14 protein-coding genes are annotated in these 16,632 nt (G+C 62.2%); 12 read left to right on the top strand and 2 right to left on the bottom strand.

Annotated features, from left to right (window positions below):
- Positions 1–40 precede the first annotated feature (40 nt).
- The 5 genes from hemH to can all read left to right on the top strand — a co-directional run bounded on the left by hemH (position 41) and on the right by can (position 6,154).
- Positions 41–1,150: a ferrochelatase gene (gene hemH, locus ACP7DW_RS01020; RefSeq protein WP_426053759.1), complete on the top strand. Its 1,110-nt coding sequence runs from the start codon at positions 41–43 to the stop codon at positions 1,148–1,150.
- Positions 1,151–1,495: 345 nt separating this feature from the next.
- On the top strand, positions 1,496–2,017 hold the full coding sequence (gene grpE / locus ACP7DW_RS01025; RefSeq protein ID WP_426053758.1) for a nucleotide exchange factor GrpE: 522 nt from the start codon (positions 1,496–1,498) through the stop codon (positions 2,015–2,017).
- Positions 2,018–2,108: 91 nt separating this feature from the next.
- The gene (gene dnaK, locus ACP7DW_RS01030) at positions 2,109–4,052 is read left to right on the top strand and encodes a molecular chaperone DnaK (protein WP_141170885.1); all 1,944 of its coding nucleotides are present in this window, start codon (positions 2,109–2,111) and stop codon (positions 4,050–4,052) included.
- Positions 4,053–4,214: 162 nt separating this feature from the next.
- Complete coding sequence (dnaJ, locus tag ACP7DW_RS01035; protein ID WP_071075292.1) at positions 4,215–5,348, top strand: molecular chaperone DnaJ; 1,134 nt, start codon at positions 4,215–4,217, stop codon at positions 5,346–5,348.
- Between the two features lie 134 nt (positions 5,349–5,482).
- The gene (gene can, locus ACP7DW_RS01040) at positions 5,483–6,154 is read left to right on the top strand and encodes a carbonate dehydratase (protein ID WP_071075293.1); all 672 of its coding nucleotides are present in this window, start codon (positions 5,483–5,485) and stop codon (positions 6,152–6,154) included.
- Between the two features lie 21 nt (positions 6,155–6,175).
- Here can and ACP7DW_RS01045 read toward each other — a convergent pair whose 3' ends face one another.
- A complete protein-coding gene (locus ACP7DW_RS01045; protein WP_426053757.1) occupies positions 6,176–6,661 on the bottom strand; it encodes a tetratricopeptide repeat protein in 486 nt (161 codons plus the stop codon).
- A 211-nt stretch (positions 6,662–6,872) separates the two neighbouring features.
- Between ACP7DW_RS01045 and ACP7DW_RS01050 the strand changes: the two genes are divergently transcribed.
- Genes ACP7DW_RS01050 through ACP7DW_RS01065 form a run of 4 tightly spaced genes read left to right on the top strand, consistent with a single transcriptional unit; the run spans position 6,873 to position 10,529 of the window.
- Positions 6,873–7,757, top strand: coding sequence for a TauD/TfdA dioxygenase family protein (locus tag ACP7DW_RS01050; RefSeq protein WP_426053756.1), 885 nt, complete (start codon positions 6,873–6,875; stop codon positions 7,755–7,757).
- A gap of 33 nt (positions 7,758–7,790) precedes the next feature.
- A complete protein-coding gene (locus ACP7DW_RS01055) occupies positions 7,791–8,813 on the top strand; it encodes an ABC transporter substrate-binding protein (protein WP_426053755.1) in 1,023 nt (340 codons plus the stop codon).
- Position 8,814: 1 nt separating this feature from the next.
- The gene (locus ACP7DW_RS01060) at positions 8,815–9,660 is read left to right on the top strand and encodes an ABC transporter ATP-binding protein (RefSeq protein ID WP_426053754.1); all 846 of its coding nucleotides are present in this window, start codon (positions 8,815–8,817) and stop codon (positions 9,658–9,660) included.
- Entirely contained in the window at positions 9,657–10,529 is an 873-nt protein-coding gene (locus ACP7DW_RS01065) for an ABC transporter permease (protein ID WP_426053753.1), read from the top strand. Before ACP7DW_RS01060 ends, ACP7DW_RS01065 begins: the two co-directional genes overlap by 4 nt.
- Positions 10,530–10,541: 12 nt before the next feature.
- Here the strand turns inward: ACP7DW_RS01065 and ACP7DW_RS01070 are convergent, their stop codons facing one another.
- Positions 10,542–11,429 carry an HTH-type transcriptional regulator ArgP gene (locus ACP7DW_RS01070; protein WP_298402626.1) on the bottom strand — a complete coding sequence of 296 codons (888 nt, stop codon included), beginning with the start codon at positions 11,427–11,429 and terminating at the stop codon, positions 10,542–10,544.
- A gap of 149 nt (positions 11,430–11,578) precedes the next feature.
- Here ACP7DW_RS01070 and ACP7DW_RS01075 point away from each other — a divergent pair, with 149 nt between their 5' ends.
- From ACP7DW_RS01075 to ACP7DW_RS01085, 3 genes are all read left to right on the top strand, one after another.
- Positions 11,579–14,008, top strand: a complete 2,430-nt coding sequence (locus tag ACP7DW_RS01075; RefSeq protein ID WP_426053752.1) for a penicillin-binding protein 1A — start codon at positions 11,579–11,581, stop codon at positions 14,006–14,008.
- Positions 14,009–14,012: 4 nt separating this feature from the next.
- Positions 14,013–14,636, top strand: a complete 624-nt coding sequence (locus ACP7DW_RS01080) for a trimeric intracellular cation channel family protein (protein WP_071075300.1) — start codon at positions 14,013–14,015, stop codon at positions 14,634–14,636.
- Between the two features lie 100 nt (positions 14,637–14,736).
- The gene (locus ACP7DW_RS01085; RefSeq protein ID WP_426053751.1) at positions 14,737–16,623 is read left to right on the top strand and encodes a beta-propeller domain-containing protein; all 1,887 of its coding nucleotides are present in this window, start codon (positions 14,737–14,739) and stop codon (positions 16,621–16,623) included.
- Positions 16,624–16,632: the final 9 nt, after the last annotated feature.

A 16,632-nucleotide genomic window follows, 5' to 3' on the forward strand; every position in this document is an offset into this window, starting at 1 on the left:
AATGGACGACCAATCCCTCCAACGCCTTCGAAGAGCCTTCATGTCATTTCAAACAGAACCGCCGTACACGCATGGCAGCATCGACCGCAGCGCCGTGGTGCTGGTCAACCTGGGCACGCCCGATGCGCCGACCTCGTCGGCCGTGCGGCGCTACCTGAAGCAATTTTTGTCCGATCCGCGCGTGGTGGAGATTCCCCGCGCCGTCTGGTGGTTCATCCTGAACCTGATCATCTTGCCATTCCGCTCGGGCCAGTCGGCCAAGAAATACGCGTCGATCTGGACGCGCGAGGGTTCGCCCCTGAAAGTGCATACGCAAAAGCAGGCGAAATTGCTGGCCGGCGCGCTGGCCGAGCGGGGCCATGACGGCGTGACGGTGGCCATGGCCATGCGTTACGGTTCGCCTTCCCTGCCCGAGGTGCTGGCCAGGCTGAAAAGCGAAGGCTGCGAGCGCATCGCCATCCTGCCTGCGTATCCACAATACTCGGGCACGACGACGGGTTCCATCTATGACGCCGTGTTTGCCCATTACGCCACGGTGCGCAATGTGCCGGAATTGCGTTTTATCAAGCAGTATCACGAGCACGACACGTATATCGACGCCCTGCGCGATTCCGTACTGAACCACTGGGAAGCGCATGGCCGTCCGGAAAAACTGGTGATGAGTTTTCATGGTGTGCCCAAGCGCACCCTGCTGCTGGGCGACCCCTACCACTGCCAATGCCTGAAAACGGCGCGCTTGCTGGCGGAAAAGTTAAAGTTCAGTAAAGAGCAATACCTGGTGACCTTCCAGTCGCGCTTCGGCAAGGCCGAATGGCTGCAGCCGTACACGGCACCTACCCTGGTGGCCCTGGCGCAACAGGGCGTCAAGCGTGTCGACCTGCTGTGTCCGGGCTTTACCAGCGATTGCCTGGAAACGCTGGAAGAGATCGCCATGGAAGCGAAGCATGATTTCGAAACGGCCGGCGGCCAGCAGTTTCATTACATTGCTTGCCTGAACGAAACGCCAGCCTGGATCGCGGGCATGGCGGAAATTGCCGAACAGCATATGATAGGCTGGCCGACGATGAAGACGGCGCCGCAGCGCGAAGCGGACAAGAAAGCGGGCGAGCAGGCGCGCGAGGCGGCGCTGGCGCTGGGCGCGGCGAATTAAGGAATATTAATTCTTGTGACAATTCAGGGCCGCGCTTGCGCGGCTTTGTCATGTCTGGCGCGACAAAAGTACTATCCAGATAGTAACGTTGCCAGTGGCGACGGCGGCGGCGCGACTGGTAGAATGCCCGCTTTACCGTGGGAAGCCTGGAAAATCAAGGGGGCGCGCACGGATCGCTGGCCGAAATGGGTAGCGTTTTGTAATAAGCTGTAACATGGCTCGATGTAAATCTGGTTTTGCCATGCATACCCCTTGAAACAATAGGATATAGCCCCATCTGCCCGTTAGTGTTGTAAAGATAATTAGACTAACTCATTTAAGTCATTGATTGTAGGAGCTTTCTAGATGCAAGATCAGGAAAACCAAGCTGTACCTAATCCGCAAGCGGACGCCGCGGCTCCCGCAGAGCCTACTTTGGAAGAGCAGTTGGCGAGTACCGAAGCGCGTCTTGCAGAGATGCATGATGCCTTCATGCGCGCCAAGGCCGATGGCGAAAATATTCGCCGCCGTGCGCAGGAAGATGTTGCTAAAGCGCATAAATTCGCAGTGGAAAGCTTTGCCGAAGCCATGGTGCCGGTGAAAGACAGCCTGGAAACGGCGCTGACGGTGGAAGCACCGACCATCGACTCGCTGAAAGAAGGCGTCGAGATGACCCTGAAGCAACTGAACGCCGCGTTCGAGCGCAACCGCCTGGTGGAAGTGTTGCCGGTGCAGGGTGAAAAGCTCGATCCGATGAAACACCAGGCTGTTGCCGTGGTGCCAGCGGAGCAGGAAGCCAATACCATCGTATCCGTCCTGCAAAAGGGCTATATGATTGCGGACCGCCTGCTGCGTCCAGCCATTGTCACGACCGCGCAAGCAAAATAATCAGAGGGCGGCATCAAGCAAGCCTTGAAACCATGCCGCTTTGCCACATATAAGAACCATCTGAAATCTAGCAAATAAAAGGAAAAAAATCATGGGTAGAATTATCGGTATCGATCTGGGAACCACGAATTCCTGCGTTTCCATCATGGAAAACGGTCAACCAAAGGTAATCGAAAACGCTGAAGGCGCACGCACGACGCCGTCGATTATTGCTTATCAAGAAGATGGCGAAATTCTCGTCGGCGCGCCGGCGAAACGCCAGGCCGTGACCAATCCGAAAAACACGCTGTACGCAGTCAAGCGTCTGATCGGTCGCAAGTTCGACGAAAAAGAAGTGCAAAAAGACATCGCGCTGATGCCGTACCAAATCATGAAAGCCGACAACGGCGATGCATGGATCGGTGTACGCGACAAAAAACTGGCGCCGCCACAAATTTCCGCTGAAGTGCTGCGCAAGATGAAAAAAACGGCAGAAGACTACCTCGGTGAAGAAGTCACCGAAGCCGTCATCACCGTGCCTGCGTACTTCAACGACTCGCAGCGTCAAGCCACCAAGGATGCCGGCCGTATCGCTGGCCTGGACGTCAAGCGCATCATCAACGAGCCAACCGCAGCAGCGCTGGCATTCGGCCTGGACAAGACCGAAAAAGGCGACCGTAAAATCGCCGTGTATGACTTGGGTGGCGGTACGTTCGACGTGTCGATCATCGAAATCGCGGATGTTGATGGCGAGAAACAATTTGAAGTGCTGTCGACCAACGGCGACACCTTCCTGGGCGGCGAAGACTTCGACCAGCGCATCATCGATTACATCATCGACGAGTTCAAGAAGATCAACGGCATCGATCTGAAAAAAGATCCGATCGCCCTGCAGCGCATCAAGGCTTCGGCCGAGCGCGCGAAGATCGAATTGTCGTCGTCGCAGCAAACCGAGATCAACGAGCCGTACATCGCCATGGCCAATGGCGCACCGGTCCACCTGAACCTGAAGATGACCCGCGCCAAGCTGGAGTCGCTGGTGGAAGAACTGATCATCGCGACGATGGAACCATGCCGCATCGCCATCAAAGATGCTGGCGTGAAAGTGTCGGACATCGATGACATCATCCTAGTCGGCGGCATGACGCGTATGCCGAAGGTACAGGAAAAAGTGAAGGAATTCTTCGGCAAAGATCCACGCAAAGACGTGAATCCGGACGAAGCCGTGGCCGTGGGCGCAGCGATTCAAGGTTCGGTCCTGTCGGGCGAACGCAAAGATTTGCTGTTGCTGGACGTCACCCCTCTGTCCCTGGGTATCGAAACCCTGGGCGGCGTGATGACCAAGATGATCCACAAAAACACGACGATTCCGACCAAGTTCAGCCAGGTATTCTCGACGGCCGACGACAATCAGCCTGCGGTGACCATCAAGGTCTTCCAGGGTGAGCGCGAAATCGCCGCCGGCAACAAAGGCCTGGGCGAATTCAATCTGGAAGGCATTCCACCATCGGCGCGCGGTACGCCGCAGATCGAAGTGACCTTCGACATCGACGCCAACGGCATCTTGCATGTCGGCGCGAAAGACAAGGCCACCGGCAAGGAAAACAAGATCACGATCAAGGCCAATTCCGGCTTGACCGAGGCTGAAATCCAGAAGATGGTGAAAGACGCCGAGTTGAACGCGGAAGAAGACAAGAAGGTCAAAGAATTGGCCGAGTCGCGCAACCAGGCCGATGCTCTGGTACACTCGACCCGGAAATCCTTGACCGAATACGGCGACAAGCTCGACGCGGGCGAGAAAGAGAAGATCGAAGCGGCAATCACCGACCTGGAAGCAAGCATCAAGGCCGGCGACAAGGCTGAGATCGACGCCAAGGTGGCTGCACTGTCGAGCGCATCGCAGAAACTGGGCGAAAAAATGTATGCCGACATGCAAGCGCAGCAAGCTGCCGGCGGCGCGGAAGGTGCACAGCAAGCTGCTGGCGCATCGGACGCAGGCGCCAAGCAAGACGACGTTGTTGACGCTGACTTCAAGGAAGTCAAAGACAGCAAGTAATGTCTTGCGCTCCCATGAACTGGGGGTAGCCGGGCTGAACGCTACATCGCGGGATTAGCCGCGAAGACCGGCCGAGCCGAGTCGCTGCGCCTAGCGCAGCACTCGACTCGGCTTTTTCGTGTAATTTTTACATCAGTAGATAGACTGCAAGGTGCCGACAACATGGCAAAGCGTGATTTTTACGAGACACTCGGTGTCGCAAAAAATGCTTCGGAAGAAGAGATCAAAAAGTCTTACCGTAAACTGGCGATGAAATACCATCCGGACCGCAATCCGGACAGTAAGGAATCGGAAGAAAAGTTTAAGGAAGTCAAAGAAGCCTACGAAATGCTGACCAATCCGGAAAAGCGCGAAGCGTATGACCGTTATGGTCACGCCGGCGTGGACCCGAACATGGGCGGCGGTGGCGGCTTCGGTGGCGGTGCTGGCGGCTTTGCCGACAGCTTCGGCGATATCTTCGGCGACATCTTTGGCGGTGGCGGTGGACGCAGCCGCAATGCGGGGCCACAGGTGTACCGTGGCGCCGACTTGCGCTACAACCTGGAAATTACACTGGAGCAAGCTGCGCACGGCTTCGACACGACCATCCGCGTGCCGAGCTGGGACAAGTGCGACACCTGCCACGGCAGCGGCGCCAAGCCGGGCACGTCGCCCACCACCTGCGGTACGTGCGGTGGCCACGGCCAGGTGCGCATGCAGCAAGGTTTCTTCAGCATCCAGCAAACCTGCCCGAAATGCCATGGCAGCGGCAAGGTCATCACCGACCCCTGCACGCCATGCGGCGGCGCCGGTCGCATCAAGCGCAACAAGACCCTGGAAGTCAAAATACCAGTCGGTATCGACAACGGCATGCGTATCCGTTCGTCCGGCAACGGCGAACCGGGCACGAATGGCGGTCCGTCGGGCGACCTGTATGTGGAAATCCACATCAAGCCGCACGCCGTGTTCCAGCGCGAAGGCGACGACCTGCATTGCGAAATGCCGATCTCGTTCACCAAGGCGGCCCTGGGCGGCGAAATCGAAGTGCCTACCCTGAACGGCAAAGTGTCGTTCACGATTCCTGAGGGCACCCAGTCGGGCAAGACCTTCCGCCTGAAAGGCAAGGGCATCAAGGGCGTGCGCTCCGGTTACGCGGGCGACCTGTTCTGCCACGTGGCCATCGAAACACCAGTGAAACTGACGGAAAAACAGAAAGACCTGCTGCGCGACTTTGAAAAGTCGACCACCGAGGGCGGTGCCAAGCACAGTCCGCAAAGCAAGACCTGGAAAGACAAGGTCAAGGACTTCTTTGAGTAAGCACACGTAATACCATGCGCCGGGATGCTCACACATCCCGGCGTTTTTTTCACTACGACTGAGCAATGTGCGCGCATCGCCTGCCTATGGGCGCGATCTGCAGCCTTCAGTCGTACTTACACAATGGGAGCGATATGACCGAACCGAAAAATGGCATGGCCCTGGCGGAACTGCTGCAGCGTAACCGCCGCTGGGCCGACTCGATGGTGGCGAAAGACCCGAACTTCTTCAAGAACCTGGAAGCGCAAACGTCGCCCGAATACCTGTGGATCGGCTGCTCCGACAGCCGCGTGCCCGCCAACGAACTGCTGGGCATGGCGCCTGGCGACGTGTTTGTGCACCGAAACATTGCCAACGTGGTCGTGCATTCCGACCTCAATTGCCTGTCCGTGCTGCAATTTGCCGTGGACGTGCTGAAAGTCAAACATGTGATCATCGTCGGCCATTACGGCTGCAAGGGTGTGCATGCGGCCATGACGGGCACGCGCATCGGCCTGGTCGACAACTGGTTGCGCCACGTGCAGGACGTGGGCCAGAAGCACGAACGCTACCTGGGCGACGTGCTGACGAGCCGCCAGCGCGGCGACCGCCTGTGCGAACTGAACGTGGTCGAACAGGTCTTGAACGTATGCCAGACCACCATCGTGCAAGATGCGTGGGAACGGGGCCAGGAACTCAGCGTCCATGGCTGGGTCTACGGCTTGAAGGATGGCTTGCTGAACGATCTGGAAGTGACGGTGACGGCCGGCCACGAGCTGGCGCCGCGCATGGCGACCCGCCTGGCCCGCTACGAAGCAACGGCGTAAGCCAGCAATGCTGGCGCGGCGCTAAGGTGCCGCGCCCTCCAGGCGGCCCAGATAATCGGCCGCCTCCGGCACACCTTCTTGCGCCGCCCGCCGCAGCCAGGTCTTGGCCTGGGCAATATCCTGCGGCGTGCCGCGGCCTTCGGCCAGCGCCACGCCATAGTGATAACGCGCCAGCCGCGCATAGGCGGCGTCATCGTTCGTCTGCGCACCACGCCGCATCAGCGCCGTCGCCTGCTCCAGGTCCTTCGGCACGCCCACGCCCGTTTCATACAGCTGGGCCAACCAAATCATCGAATACACATCGTTCCAGCGCCGGATGCAATCTTCAAAGATGGCGACGGCCGCCGCATGGTCGCCCGTCTTGTCGGCCGCATAGCCGTACAAGCACTTGATGCGCTTGTCGCTGTGCACATAGGCTTTGTAGCTGAGATCACTTTCACCCTGGCTATCCTGGGCGTGTACGGAAGCAGGGAACAGCAAGGCGAGCAGCAGGGCGTAGGTGGGCATGGCTTTCCTGGTCAACGATTGAAGATTGGTAGAGAAGCAAGTTGCGTGCTAGCGCCACTCCCGGACACGGCCGATACTGCTGTGCCATTGCGTGACAGCCGCTGTTGCAGCCTGGCGCAACGCGCCGCGCATATCCATATAGTAAATGCTTCGTTTGCAGGACGGGCGAGCGGGCATACAGTGGACTTCCCCAGACTCTAGTCGAGTTCCCATGTCGGCCGTCCTGAAACCCAAGTACTCCACCAGCCATTTCCGTATCGAGACGTTCGATGCGCCGCTCGGCGCGCAAGTGCTGGGACTGGACCTGGCGCAGCCGCTGTCGCTGGGCGACTTCCAGCGCCTGCACCACGCCCACCTCGACCATCACGTGCTGGTGTTCCGCGACCAGCACATCACGCCGCAGCAGCAGGTCGATTTCAGCCGCCGCTTCGGCCCGCTGCAAATTCACGTGCTGCGCCAGTTCCAGTTGCCCACGCAGCCGGAAGTGCTGATCATCTCGAACATCGTCGAGGATGGCCAGCCCATCGGCCTGGGCGACGCGGGCCATTTCTGGCATTCCGATTTGTCGTACAAGGAAGTGCCCAGCCTCGGTTCCATGTTGCACGCGCAAGAGTTGCCGGACGAGGGCGGCGATACCGTGTTTGCGAACATGCACCTGGCCTGGGAAAGCTTGCCTGCCGCGCTGCGCCACGCCGTGCGCGGCGCCCGTGCCGAGCACAGCTATCTGAGCCAGTATGAGGAATTACGCCGCCGCAATCCCTGGCGCCCCGCGCTGACGCAGGCGCAGATCGATGAAGTCAAACCTGTCACCCACCCCGTGGTGCGCGTGCATCCGGAAACGGGGCGCCGCGCCCTGTTTGTCAGCGAACACTTCACCACGCGCATCGTCGGCCTGCCCGACGATGAAAGCCGCGCGCTGCTGGGCGAACTGTTTGCCCACAGCGTGCGCCCCGAGCACCTGTATGTGCACCGCTGGCGGCCGCACGACCTGGTGTTCTGGGACAACCGCTCGCTGATGCATTTGGCGACGGGGTGCCCGCCCGAGCAGCGCCGCAAACTCTATCGCACTACCATTGAAGGCGATGCGCCGTACTGATTTTTTCCTGTAAGCCTGACCCAAGGAGTGTCCATGTTGCCGATCTTGACCTTTTCCCGCCGCCTGCTCGCCGTCATCGCCCTGCTGTGTTTGACAGGCATGGCCATGCCCATGGCCCGGGCCGAAGGACAGATCCGCATCGCGGGCCAGCATGGCATCACCTTCTTGCTGCTCAATATTGCGCAGGAACAAAAGCTGATCGAAAAGCATGGCAAGCAGCAGGGCGTCGACGTGAAAGTCGAGTGGATCACCCTGTCTGGCGGCCCCGCCATCAACGATGCCTTGTTGTCCGGCAATATCGACATTGCCGGCGCCGGCCTGGGGCCGCTGCTGACGATCTGGGACCGCACCAAGGGACGGCAGAACGTGCGCGGCGTCGCTTCCCTGGGCAATTTCCCTTACTACCTGGTCAGCAATAATCCGAAGGTGAAAACCCTGGCGGACTTGACGGACAAGGACCGCATCGCCTTGCCCGCCGTTTCCGTCTCCGTCCAGGCGAGGATTTTGCAAATGGCCGTGGCGAAACAGTGGGGCGACAAGGAATTTGCCCGCCTCGATAAAATCACGCAAACCCTGCCGCACCCGGACGCGGCGGCGGCCATCATCGCCGGCGGCACGGAGCTGACCGGCCACTTCGGCAACTCGCCGTTCCAGGAGCAGGAACTGGCGCAGAACCCGAACGCCCACATTATCCTCAATTCCTACGATGTGCAAGGCGGGCCCAGCTCTTCGACCCTGCTGTATGCGACGGAAAAATACCGCAAGGACAATCCCAAGACCTACCGCGCCTTCATCGCCGCCTTGGCCGAAGCGGCGCAGTATGCGAGCAGCAACCCGCAAGGCGCGGCCGACATCTATATCAAGGTGAATAAAAGCAAGGTGGACCGCAATCTGCTGTTGAAAATCTTTGCCAACCCGCAAGTGCAATTCAAGATCGCGCCGCAAAACACCCATGGCCTGGCGCAATTCCTGCACCGCGTCAACGCCATCCGCAACCTGCCCGACAGCTGGCGCGATTATTTCTTTGACGACCCTGCCATCACGCAAGGAGGCTGAGATGAACGCACCCGCCTTTCACCTGGTACGTCCTGCGGTCGCGCTACAGCCCTTGCTCAGCGTGAAACACGTCAGCCTGGAATACCGCACGGAGCAGCGCACCGTGCGCGCCACGCACGACGTCAGTTTCGACGTGTTCCGCGGTGACCGTTTTGTGCTGCTGGGACCATCGGGCTGCGGCAAATCTTCGCTCTTGAAAGCCGTGGCCGGCTTCATTGCGCCGCGCGCGGGCAGCATCGCCATGCATGGCCAGCCCATCCATCAGCCGGGGCCGGACCGTGTCGTCGTGTTCCAGGAATTCGACCAGTTGCCACCGTGGAAGACGGTGCTGGACAACGTCATGTTCCCCTTGCTGGCCAGCAAGCGGCTCGACAAGCAGGCGGCCCGCGAGCGCGCCCATCACTGGATCGCCAAGGTGGGCCTGGCCGGCTTCGAGGATGCCCATCCGCATACCTTGTCGGGCGGCATGAAGCAGCGCGTAGCCATCGCGCGCGCCTTGGCCATGCAGCCGGAAGTGCTGCTGATGGACGAGCCGTTTGCCGCCCTCGATGCCTTGACGCGGCGCAAGATGCAGGAAGAGCTGAGCCGCTTGTGGGAAGAACTGCGTTTTACGCTCGTCTTCGTCACGCATTCGATCGAGGAAGCCTTGGTCGTGGGCAACCGCATCCTGCTGCTGTCGCCCCATCCGGGCAGGGTGCGCGCCGAACTCAACAGCCATCAATTCGGCTTGCACAGCGCGGGCAGCGCGGAATTCCAGGCCGCCAGCAGCCGCATCCATGGCCTGCTGTTCGACGAGGAAACCATTGCTGCCCCGCCAGCAGAGACCGCGCAGCGGGAGGCCGTATGAACGTGTTGCTGGAACCACCGATCCGCCAGGAGGTCGTGTATGCGGCGCCGCCGCCAGTGGGCGTGGCCGTCGAGCGACCGCTGTCGCGCTGGCAGCGCTGGAGCCAGCACGCGCTGTGGCGCAAGGCCTTGATTTTGCTCAGCCTGGCCCTGCTGTGGGAAGGCGCGGCGCGCTGGACGCACAACGATTTGCTCTTGCCCGGTTTTCTGCAGACGGCGCAGGCGTTTATCGGCGGCATTGCCAGCGGTGAATTGCTCACGCGCACGGCTGCCTCCCTGGTCGTCTTGCTGCAGGGCTATGCGGTGGGCGTGCTGGCCGCCTTCGTGCTGACCTTGCTGGCCGTGTCCAGCCGCCTCGGGCGCGATCTGCTGGAAACCCTGACGGCCATGTTGAATCCCTTGCCGGCGATTGCCCTGCTGCCGCTGGCCCTGCTGTGGTTCGGCCTGGGGCGCGCCAGCTTGATCTTCGTCATCGTGCATTCCGTGATGTGGCCGCTGGCCCTGAACACCTATGCGGGCTTCCAGGGTGTGCCGGACACCCTGCGCATGGCGGGTCGCAACTATGGCTTGAATGGCTTGCGCCTGGTGCTGCACATCCTCGTGCCGGGCGCCTTGCCCTCCATCGTCTCGGGCCTGAAGATCGGCTGGGCGTTTGCCTGGCGCACGCTGATCGCCGCCGAACTGGTCTTCGGCACCACCTCGGGACAGGGCGGCCTGGGCTGGTACATTTTTCAGAATCGCAATGAGCTGTACACGGACAAGGTGTTCGCCGGCTTGGCGGCCGTCATCGTCATCGGGCTGCTGGTGGAAAACATCGGTTTTCGCAGCCTGGAACGCGTCACCTTGAAGCGCTGGGGCATGCAGCGCTAGTTGTCACGATAATTACTTCAGCATGCTGCGCGCCGCCGCGATGATTTGCCGCGACAGCTGCTCCATGCGCGGCGACTGCACCTTCCACGTGTGCCAGTACAGGGCCACGTCGGCCGGGGTCTTGGGCGTGAGCCTTTCCACCAGTTCGCCATCCGTGTTCGCCTTGAGCAGCAATTCCGGCACCATGCCGTAGCCGAGGCCATAGCGGATGGCGTTGAAGTGCGAGGTGGCGCCCGGCACGTAATGGCAGGGGTAGGCGCCCTCGGGCAGGCCCAGCGCCTCTTGCAGGAACGACGATTGCAGGGTGTCCTTGCGCGTGTAGGCGACGACGGGCGCCGTGCGCGCCGCCTTGCGCGTCAGGCCGTGCGCAAACCACTGCTGGCGGAACGCGGGCGTGGCCACCAGCCAGTAGCGCATCACGCCCAGCGGCTCGGCCGTGCAGCCGCGCATGGGCTTGGCTTCCGTGCTGATGCAGCCGATCGCCATGCCCGTTTCCAGCAAGGTGTAGGTATGGTCCTGGTCTTCCACGGTCAGGTCCAGCAGCACGCGCTCGCGTATCAGCACTTCCGACAGGGCGGGGAAGAACCAGGTGCCCATGGAGTCCGCGTTCAGCGCCAGCACCAGGGTCAGCGGGGCGTCCTGCTGCACCGCCAGCTCCGCCTGCAAGTCCGCTTCCAGCAGCTTGGCGCGCTTCAGGTACTGCATCAGGCGCTGGCCCATGCGCGTGGCGCGCGCGGGACGGCTGCGCACGATCAAGGCATTGCCCAGCTGGCTTTCCAGCGCCCGCACGCGCTGCGAAATGGCCGGCGACGTCAGGTGCAGCCGCAGCGCCGCCTGCTCGAAGCTGCCCGTTTCGACGACGGCGCGGAACGCTTCCGTGTGCTTGGGATTGAGATCCATGGTGCGCGCCTAACATAAGAAAAATTTATCAATACTAAATAATACTTACTTTTGATAAGGATAGCTGTGTTGCAGTGCACAATGCCTCTTTGATGGAGTGCCGCGCGCGCGTATGCAGCGCGGCCTCCTGGCAGCAAGGGAATACCACCATGGAAGCACAAGCGAACGACAGCAGCACCCGCAAGCCGCCATCGAAGCTGGCGCGCAACCTGAAATTCGGCCTGGGATTGACCCTGGGCCTGGGCCTGGCCGCCGCGCTGGCGGGCGGCTGGTGGCTGCGCCAGGCATGGCAGGATTTGCCGGCCGTCGAACACCTGGCCCAGTACAAGCCCGCGCTGCCGCTGCGCATTTTCTCCAGCGAAGGCGAGCTGCTGGCCGAATACGGCGAAGAGCGCCGCGAATTCCTGCCTCTGCAGGAGATCCCGCTGCGCATGCGCCAGGCCTTGCTGGCCATCGAGGATGCGCGCTTTTATGAACACGGCGCCGTCGACTTTTATGGCTTGACGCGCGCCACCCTGGCCAACATCGTCACCGGCCACCACGTACAGGGCGCCAGCACCATCACCATGCAGGTGGCGCGCGACTTTTTCCTGTCGCGCGACAAGACCATACAGCGCAAGCTGACGGAGATGCTGCTCGCCTACAAGCTGGAACAGCACTACGGCAAGGACAAGCTGCTGGAACTGTACATGAACCAGATTTACCTGGGCGAGCGCTCCTACGGTTTTTCCGCCGCCTCGAACATCTATTTCGACAAACCGCTGGCGGAAGTGAGCATCGCCGAAGCGGCCATGCTGGCCGGCCTGCCGAAAGCGCCGTCGGCCTACAACCCCGTCGCCAATCCGCAGCGCGCCACCGTGCGCCAGCATTACATCCTGCAGCGCATGCGCGAACTCGGCCACATCACGCCGGCCGAATACGATGCCGCCGTGGCGGAAAAGCTGGCCCTGAACAAGGACCGCAACAGCTCCGTGCACGCGGCCGCGTATGCGGTCGAGGAAGCGCGTCAATTGATCTTGCAAAGCTATCCCGAAGGCGCCTACAGCATGGGCCTGGACGTGACGACCACCATCCGCATGGCGCCGCAAATCGCGGCCGACAAGTCGTTGCGCGATGGGCTGTTAAACGCGCAGGCGCGGCGCGGCTACCGTGGCCCGGAAGCGCGCCTGGCCCTCTCCGCAGACAGCGTGGCGCGCCAGCTGGCCGCCTATCCGGACAGCGGAGAACTGCGCGCCGCGCTGGTGCGCAAGGTAGATAACGCCGGCAAGCGCCAGTTGACGGCGCAGCTGCGCAATGGCGACGACATCGTGCTCACCGCCTCGGACGCGCGCCTGGGCGGCAAGTTGCAGTGGGATGGCAAGCGCGCCATCGTCGCGGGCAGCGTGATTCGCGTGGTGCACGACGCGGCGAAAAAGCGCTGGCTGGTGAGCCAGCTGCCCGAGATGGAAGGCGCGCTCATTTCCGTCGAGGCGCACAGCGGCGAAATCGTCGCCATGGCGGGCGGCTTCGATTTTTACCGCAACCACTACAACCACGCCATGCAGGCCTACCGCCAGCCTGGCTCCAGTTTCAAGCCCTTCGTGTATTCGGCGGCGCTGGAAAAGGGATATTTTCCCGGCACGGCCGTGGACGATACGCAGCGTTTGCTGCTGCCGCAGGAAACGGGCGCGCGGCAGTGGCGTCCGCGCAATTACGGCAACAACTATGAAGGTTTCATCAGCGTGCGGCGTGGCCTCGTGCGTTCGAAAAACCTGGTGGCCGTGAGCCTGATGCAGGCGGCCGGTGCCGGCTACGTGCAGCACTACGCCACGCGCTTCGGCTTCGAGGGCGCGCGCAATCCCGTCTCGCTGCCGCTGGCGCTGGGCGCGGGCGCCGTCACGCCGCTGCAACTGGCGCAATCGTATGCGGTGTTCGCCAACGGCGGCATGCAGATGCCGCCGAAACTGATCAAGGAAGTGCGCAGCCGCAGCGGAGAAGTGCTGTTCAGCGATGCGGCGCCACGCGCCAAGGGCGAACCGGCACCGGGCACGCAAGTCATCTCCACGCGCAATGCCTACGTCATGGACAGCATGCTGCGCGACGTCGTCAAGAGCGGCACGGGACGCGGCGCGCTGGCGCTGGGGCGCGGCGACGCGGCCGGCAAGACGGGCACGTCGAACAATGCGTACGACGCCTGGTTCGCCGGCTATTCCTCGGGCCTCGTCTCCGTCGTCTGGCTCGGCTACGACCAGCCGAAAAGCCTGGGCAACGCCACAGGGGGGACGTTGGCGCTGCCCGTCTGGCGCGACTACATGCAGGTGGCCGTACAGGGCCGGCGCGAACAGGTGCTGGCCGAGCCGCCCGGCCTGGCGCTGCTCGACGGCGATTATGTGTATGCCGAATACCTGGCCGGCGACTGTCTGAAGGATAACTTTGCCTTTATCCATAGCAGTGTCAGCTGCGGCAGCGGTGGTGCGGACACGCGCATGGCGCACGGTGACGCTGGCGATGGCGGCTCCAGCACGGGCACGAACGAGGCGCGCGCCCTGAGCGAAGCGCGCGAACGCGAACAAATTCTCAAATCATTTTCGGAAGAGTAAGACCATGCTGTTATATACGATTTACCTGGTGGCGATCGTCGCCGAAGCGATGTCCGGCGCCATCATGGGCATGCGGCGCGGCATGGATTTGTTCGGCATCTGCATGATCGGCACCGTCACGGCGCTCGGCGGCGGCACCGTGCGCGACGTGCTGCTGGGGCACTATCCGCTGGGCTGGATCGCGCATCCCGAGTACTTGCTGTTTACCATCGGCGCGGCCGTGGTCACGGCCTTTGTCGCGCGCTACCTGCACCATCTGCGCGCCATCTTTTTGCTGGTCGACGGCCTGGGCCTGGTGGCGTTTTGCGTGATCGGCTGCGACATCGCCATGTCGGCCAAGATGCATCCGGCCATCGTGGTGCTGGCGGGGATGATCACGGGCGTCTTTGGCGGCCTGCTGCGCGATATCCTGTGCAACCAGATTCCGCTGGTGCTGCAGCGCGAAGTGTATGCCACCGTGGCCCTGTTCACGGGCGCCCTGTATGTCGGCCTGCTGCACTTCAAGGTCGACAGCTCCGTGGCGCAGCTGGCGTCCATCGGCGCGGGCTTTTTGTTCCGCTTCCTGGCGCTGCACTTCGAGTGGCGCCTGCCGAATTTCAACGGCGACCGCATACGGGGATTTGAATAGGGAGGGCGGCAGCTTCCTGATTATTTTTACACGCGCTTAACCCCTTTTTCTGCGCCGCCGCGTTTCATGTTGGACACCCCAGCCAACCGGAGAAGAAGCGATGCCCAGCGCCCTCAAGATCACATTGATGCTGTCCCTGCTGCTGTCGGCAGGCAGCCATGCCGCCGATACGGCGCCAAGGAAAACCCTGGCGCCGTTCGCCAGCGAGCAAGCCTTGAGCAGCTACCTGCAGCAGTTGCAGGCGCGCCAGGCGGCACTGCAGAAGGAGCAGCAGAAACTGCAGCGCGCCACGGCGCAGTCCATGTCGGCGCTGCCTGCCCCTGCCGCGCCGATGGTGGCCAAGGCTGCCCCCGCGCCATCAGCAGAAGCTGCGGAATCGGTCACCAATGTGCAGACGGCGGGCGTGGACGAAGGCGGCATCGTCAAAGTGCATGGCAAGCACCTGGTGATGCTGCGGCGCGGCAAGCTGTTCACCGTGCAGGTAGGGGGCAATGCCTTGCAGCCGGTGTCCTCGCTCGATGCGTACGCGCCGGGCAGTGATCCTTCCGGCAGCTGGTATGACGAGATGCTGCTCGACGGCGATACGCTGGTGGTGATCGGCTACAGCTACAGCCGGGGCGGCACGGAAATCGGCCTGTTCGACATCGATGCGAACGGCAAGCTGGCCTACCGCGCCACATATCATTTGCGCTCCAACGATTATTACTCCTCGCGCAATTACGCCAGCCGCCTGATCGGCAGCAAACTGGTGTTCTATTCGCCCTTGTCGCTGAACCTGCACCGGGGCGACCCGTTCGGCGGCTTTCCCGCGCTGCGCCGCTGGCGTCCCGATGCCGTGCCGTCCGACTTCAAGCGCATCGCGCCGGCCACGCGCATCTACCGTACCGATGAAGAGCCGGAAGCGGGCTTTGGTCTGACCCTGCACACGGTCACCGTGTGCGACCTGGCGCAGCGCGACATGCGCTGTGAAGCGACCGCCGTGATGGGACCGCAGGGCCGCGTGTTTTATGTGTCGGGCGAATCCGTTTTCGTGTGGACCACGCGCCGCGGCCGTGACTCGGGCGTGTTCCGCATTCCGCTCGATGGCAGCGCACCCAGCGCCTTGAAAGTGGCGGGCGCGCCCGTCGACCAGTTCTCATTCCTGGAAAGCGCTGACGGCCACCTGAACGTGCTGCTGCGCGCCGAAGGCCAGGGCGACGCGATGTGGGATGGTGCAAGAGGGCGCGGCGACATGGCCCTGCTGCGCGTGCCATTGACGTCGTTTTCCGATGGCCGCGACAGCGCGCCCGCCAGCAGCTACCAGGCGCTGCCCGGTGGCGGCGGCTACGGCCTGCAGAACCGTTATGTGGGGCCGTATCTGTTGTACGGCCATCCGGGCAATCCCGGACGCCGCAAGGCGGACCAGGCCTGGCCGCGCCAGCCCCTGTATGCCGTGCGCTGGGCCGATGCGGGCAGCGTGCAAGCCTTGTCCCTGCCGCACGGCGTGGAGCGCATCGAAGCGCTGGGCAATGACGCCGTGGTGATCGGTGCGCAGGGCAAGGATCTGCACTTCAGCAGCATCGGCCTGGGGGCGCAGGCGGCGATTGCCGCGCGCTACATCCGCGCTGATGCGGCGCAGGGCGAGTCGCGCAGCCACGGCTTTTTCTACAAGCCGCACACGGCCAGCGAGGGCGTGATTGGACTGCCCATCCTGGGCGCGGACGAGCGGCCAGGATCAAGCCGGCCGGCCGCCTCCGTCCTGTATCTGCGCAACAGTGGTTTGACATTGACGGAACTCGGTGCGCTGGCCGCGCGGCCGGGGCCGGCACCGGACGATGGCTGCCGCGCATCCTGCGTGGACTGGTATGGCAATGCGCGCCCCTTGTTCCTGCAGGGCCGCGTCTTCGCCCTGCTCGGCTATGAAGTGGTGGAAGGGGTGCTCAGGGACGGACAGATCCGCGAAGTGCGCCGCATCAGCTATGCGCCCATTGCGCCCACTGTACGCTGAAGGAGCCGG

The sequence above is a fragment of the Janthinobacterium sp. PSRC1-1 genome (genome assembly GCF_049897525.1).
Lineage (GTDB): Bacteria > Pseudomonadota > Gammaproteobacteria > Burkholderiales > Burkholderiaceae_D > Janthinobacterium > Janthinobacterium tructae.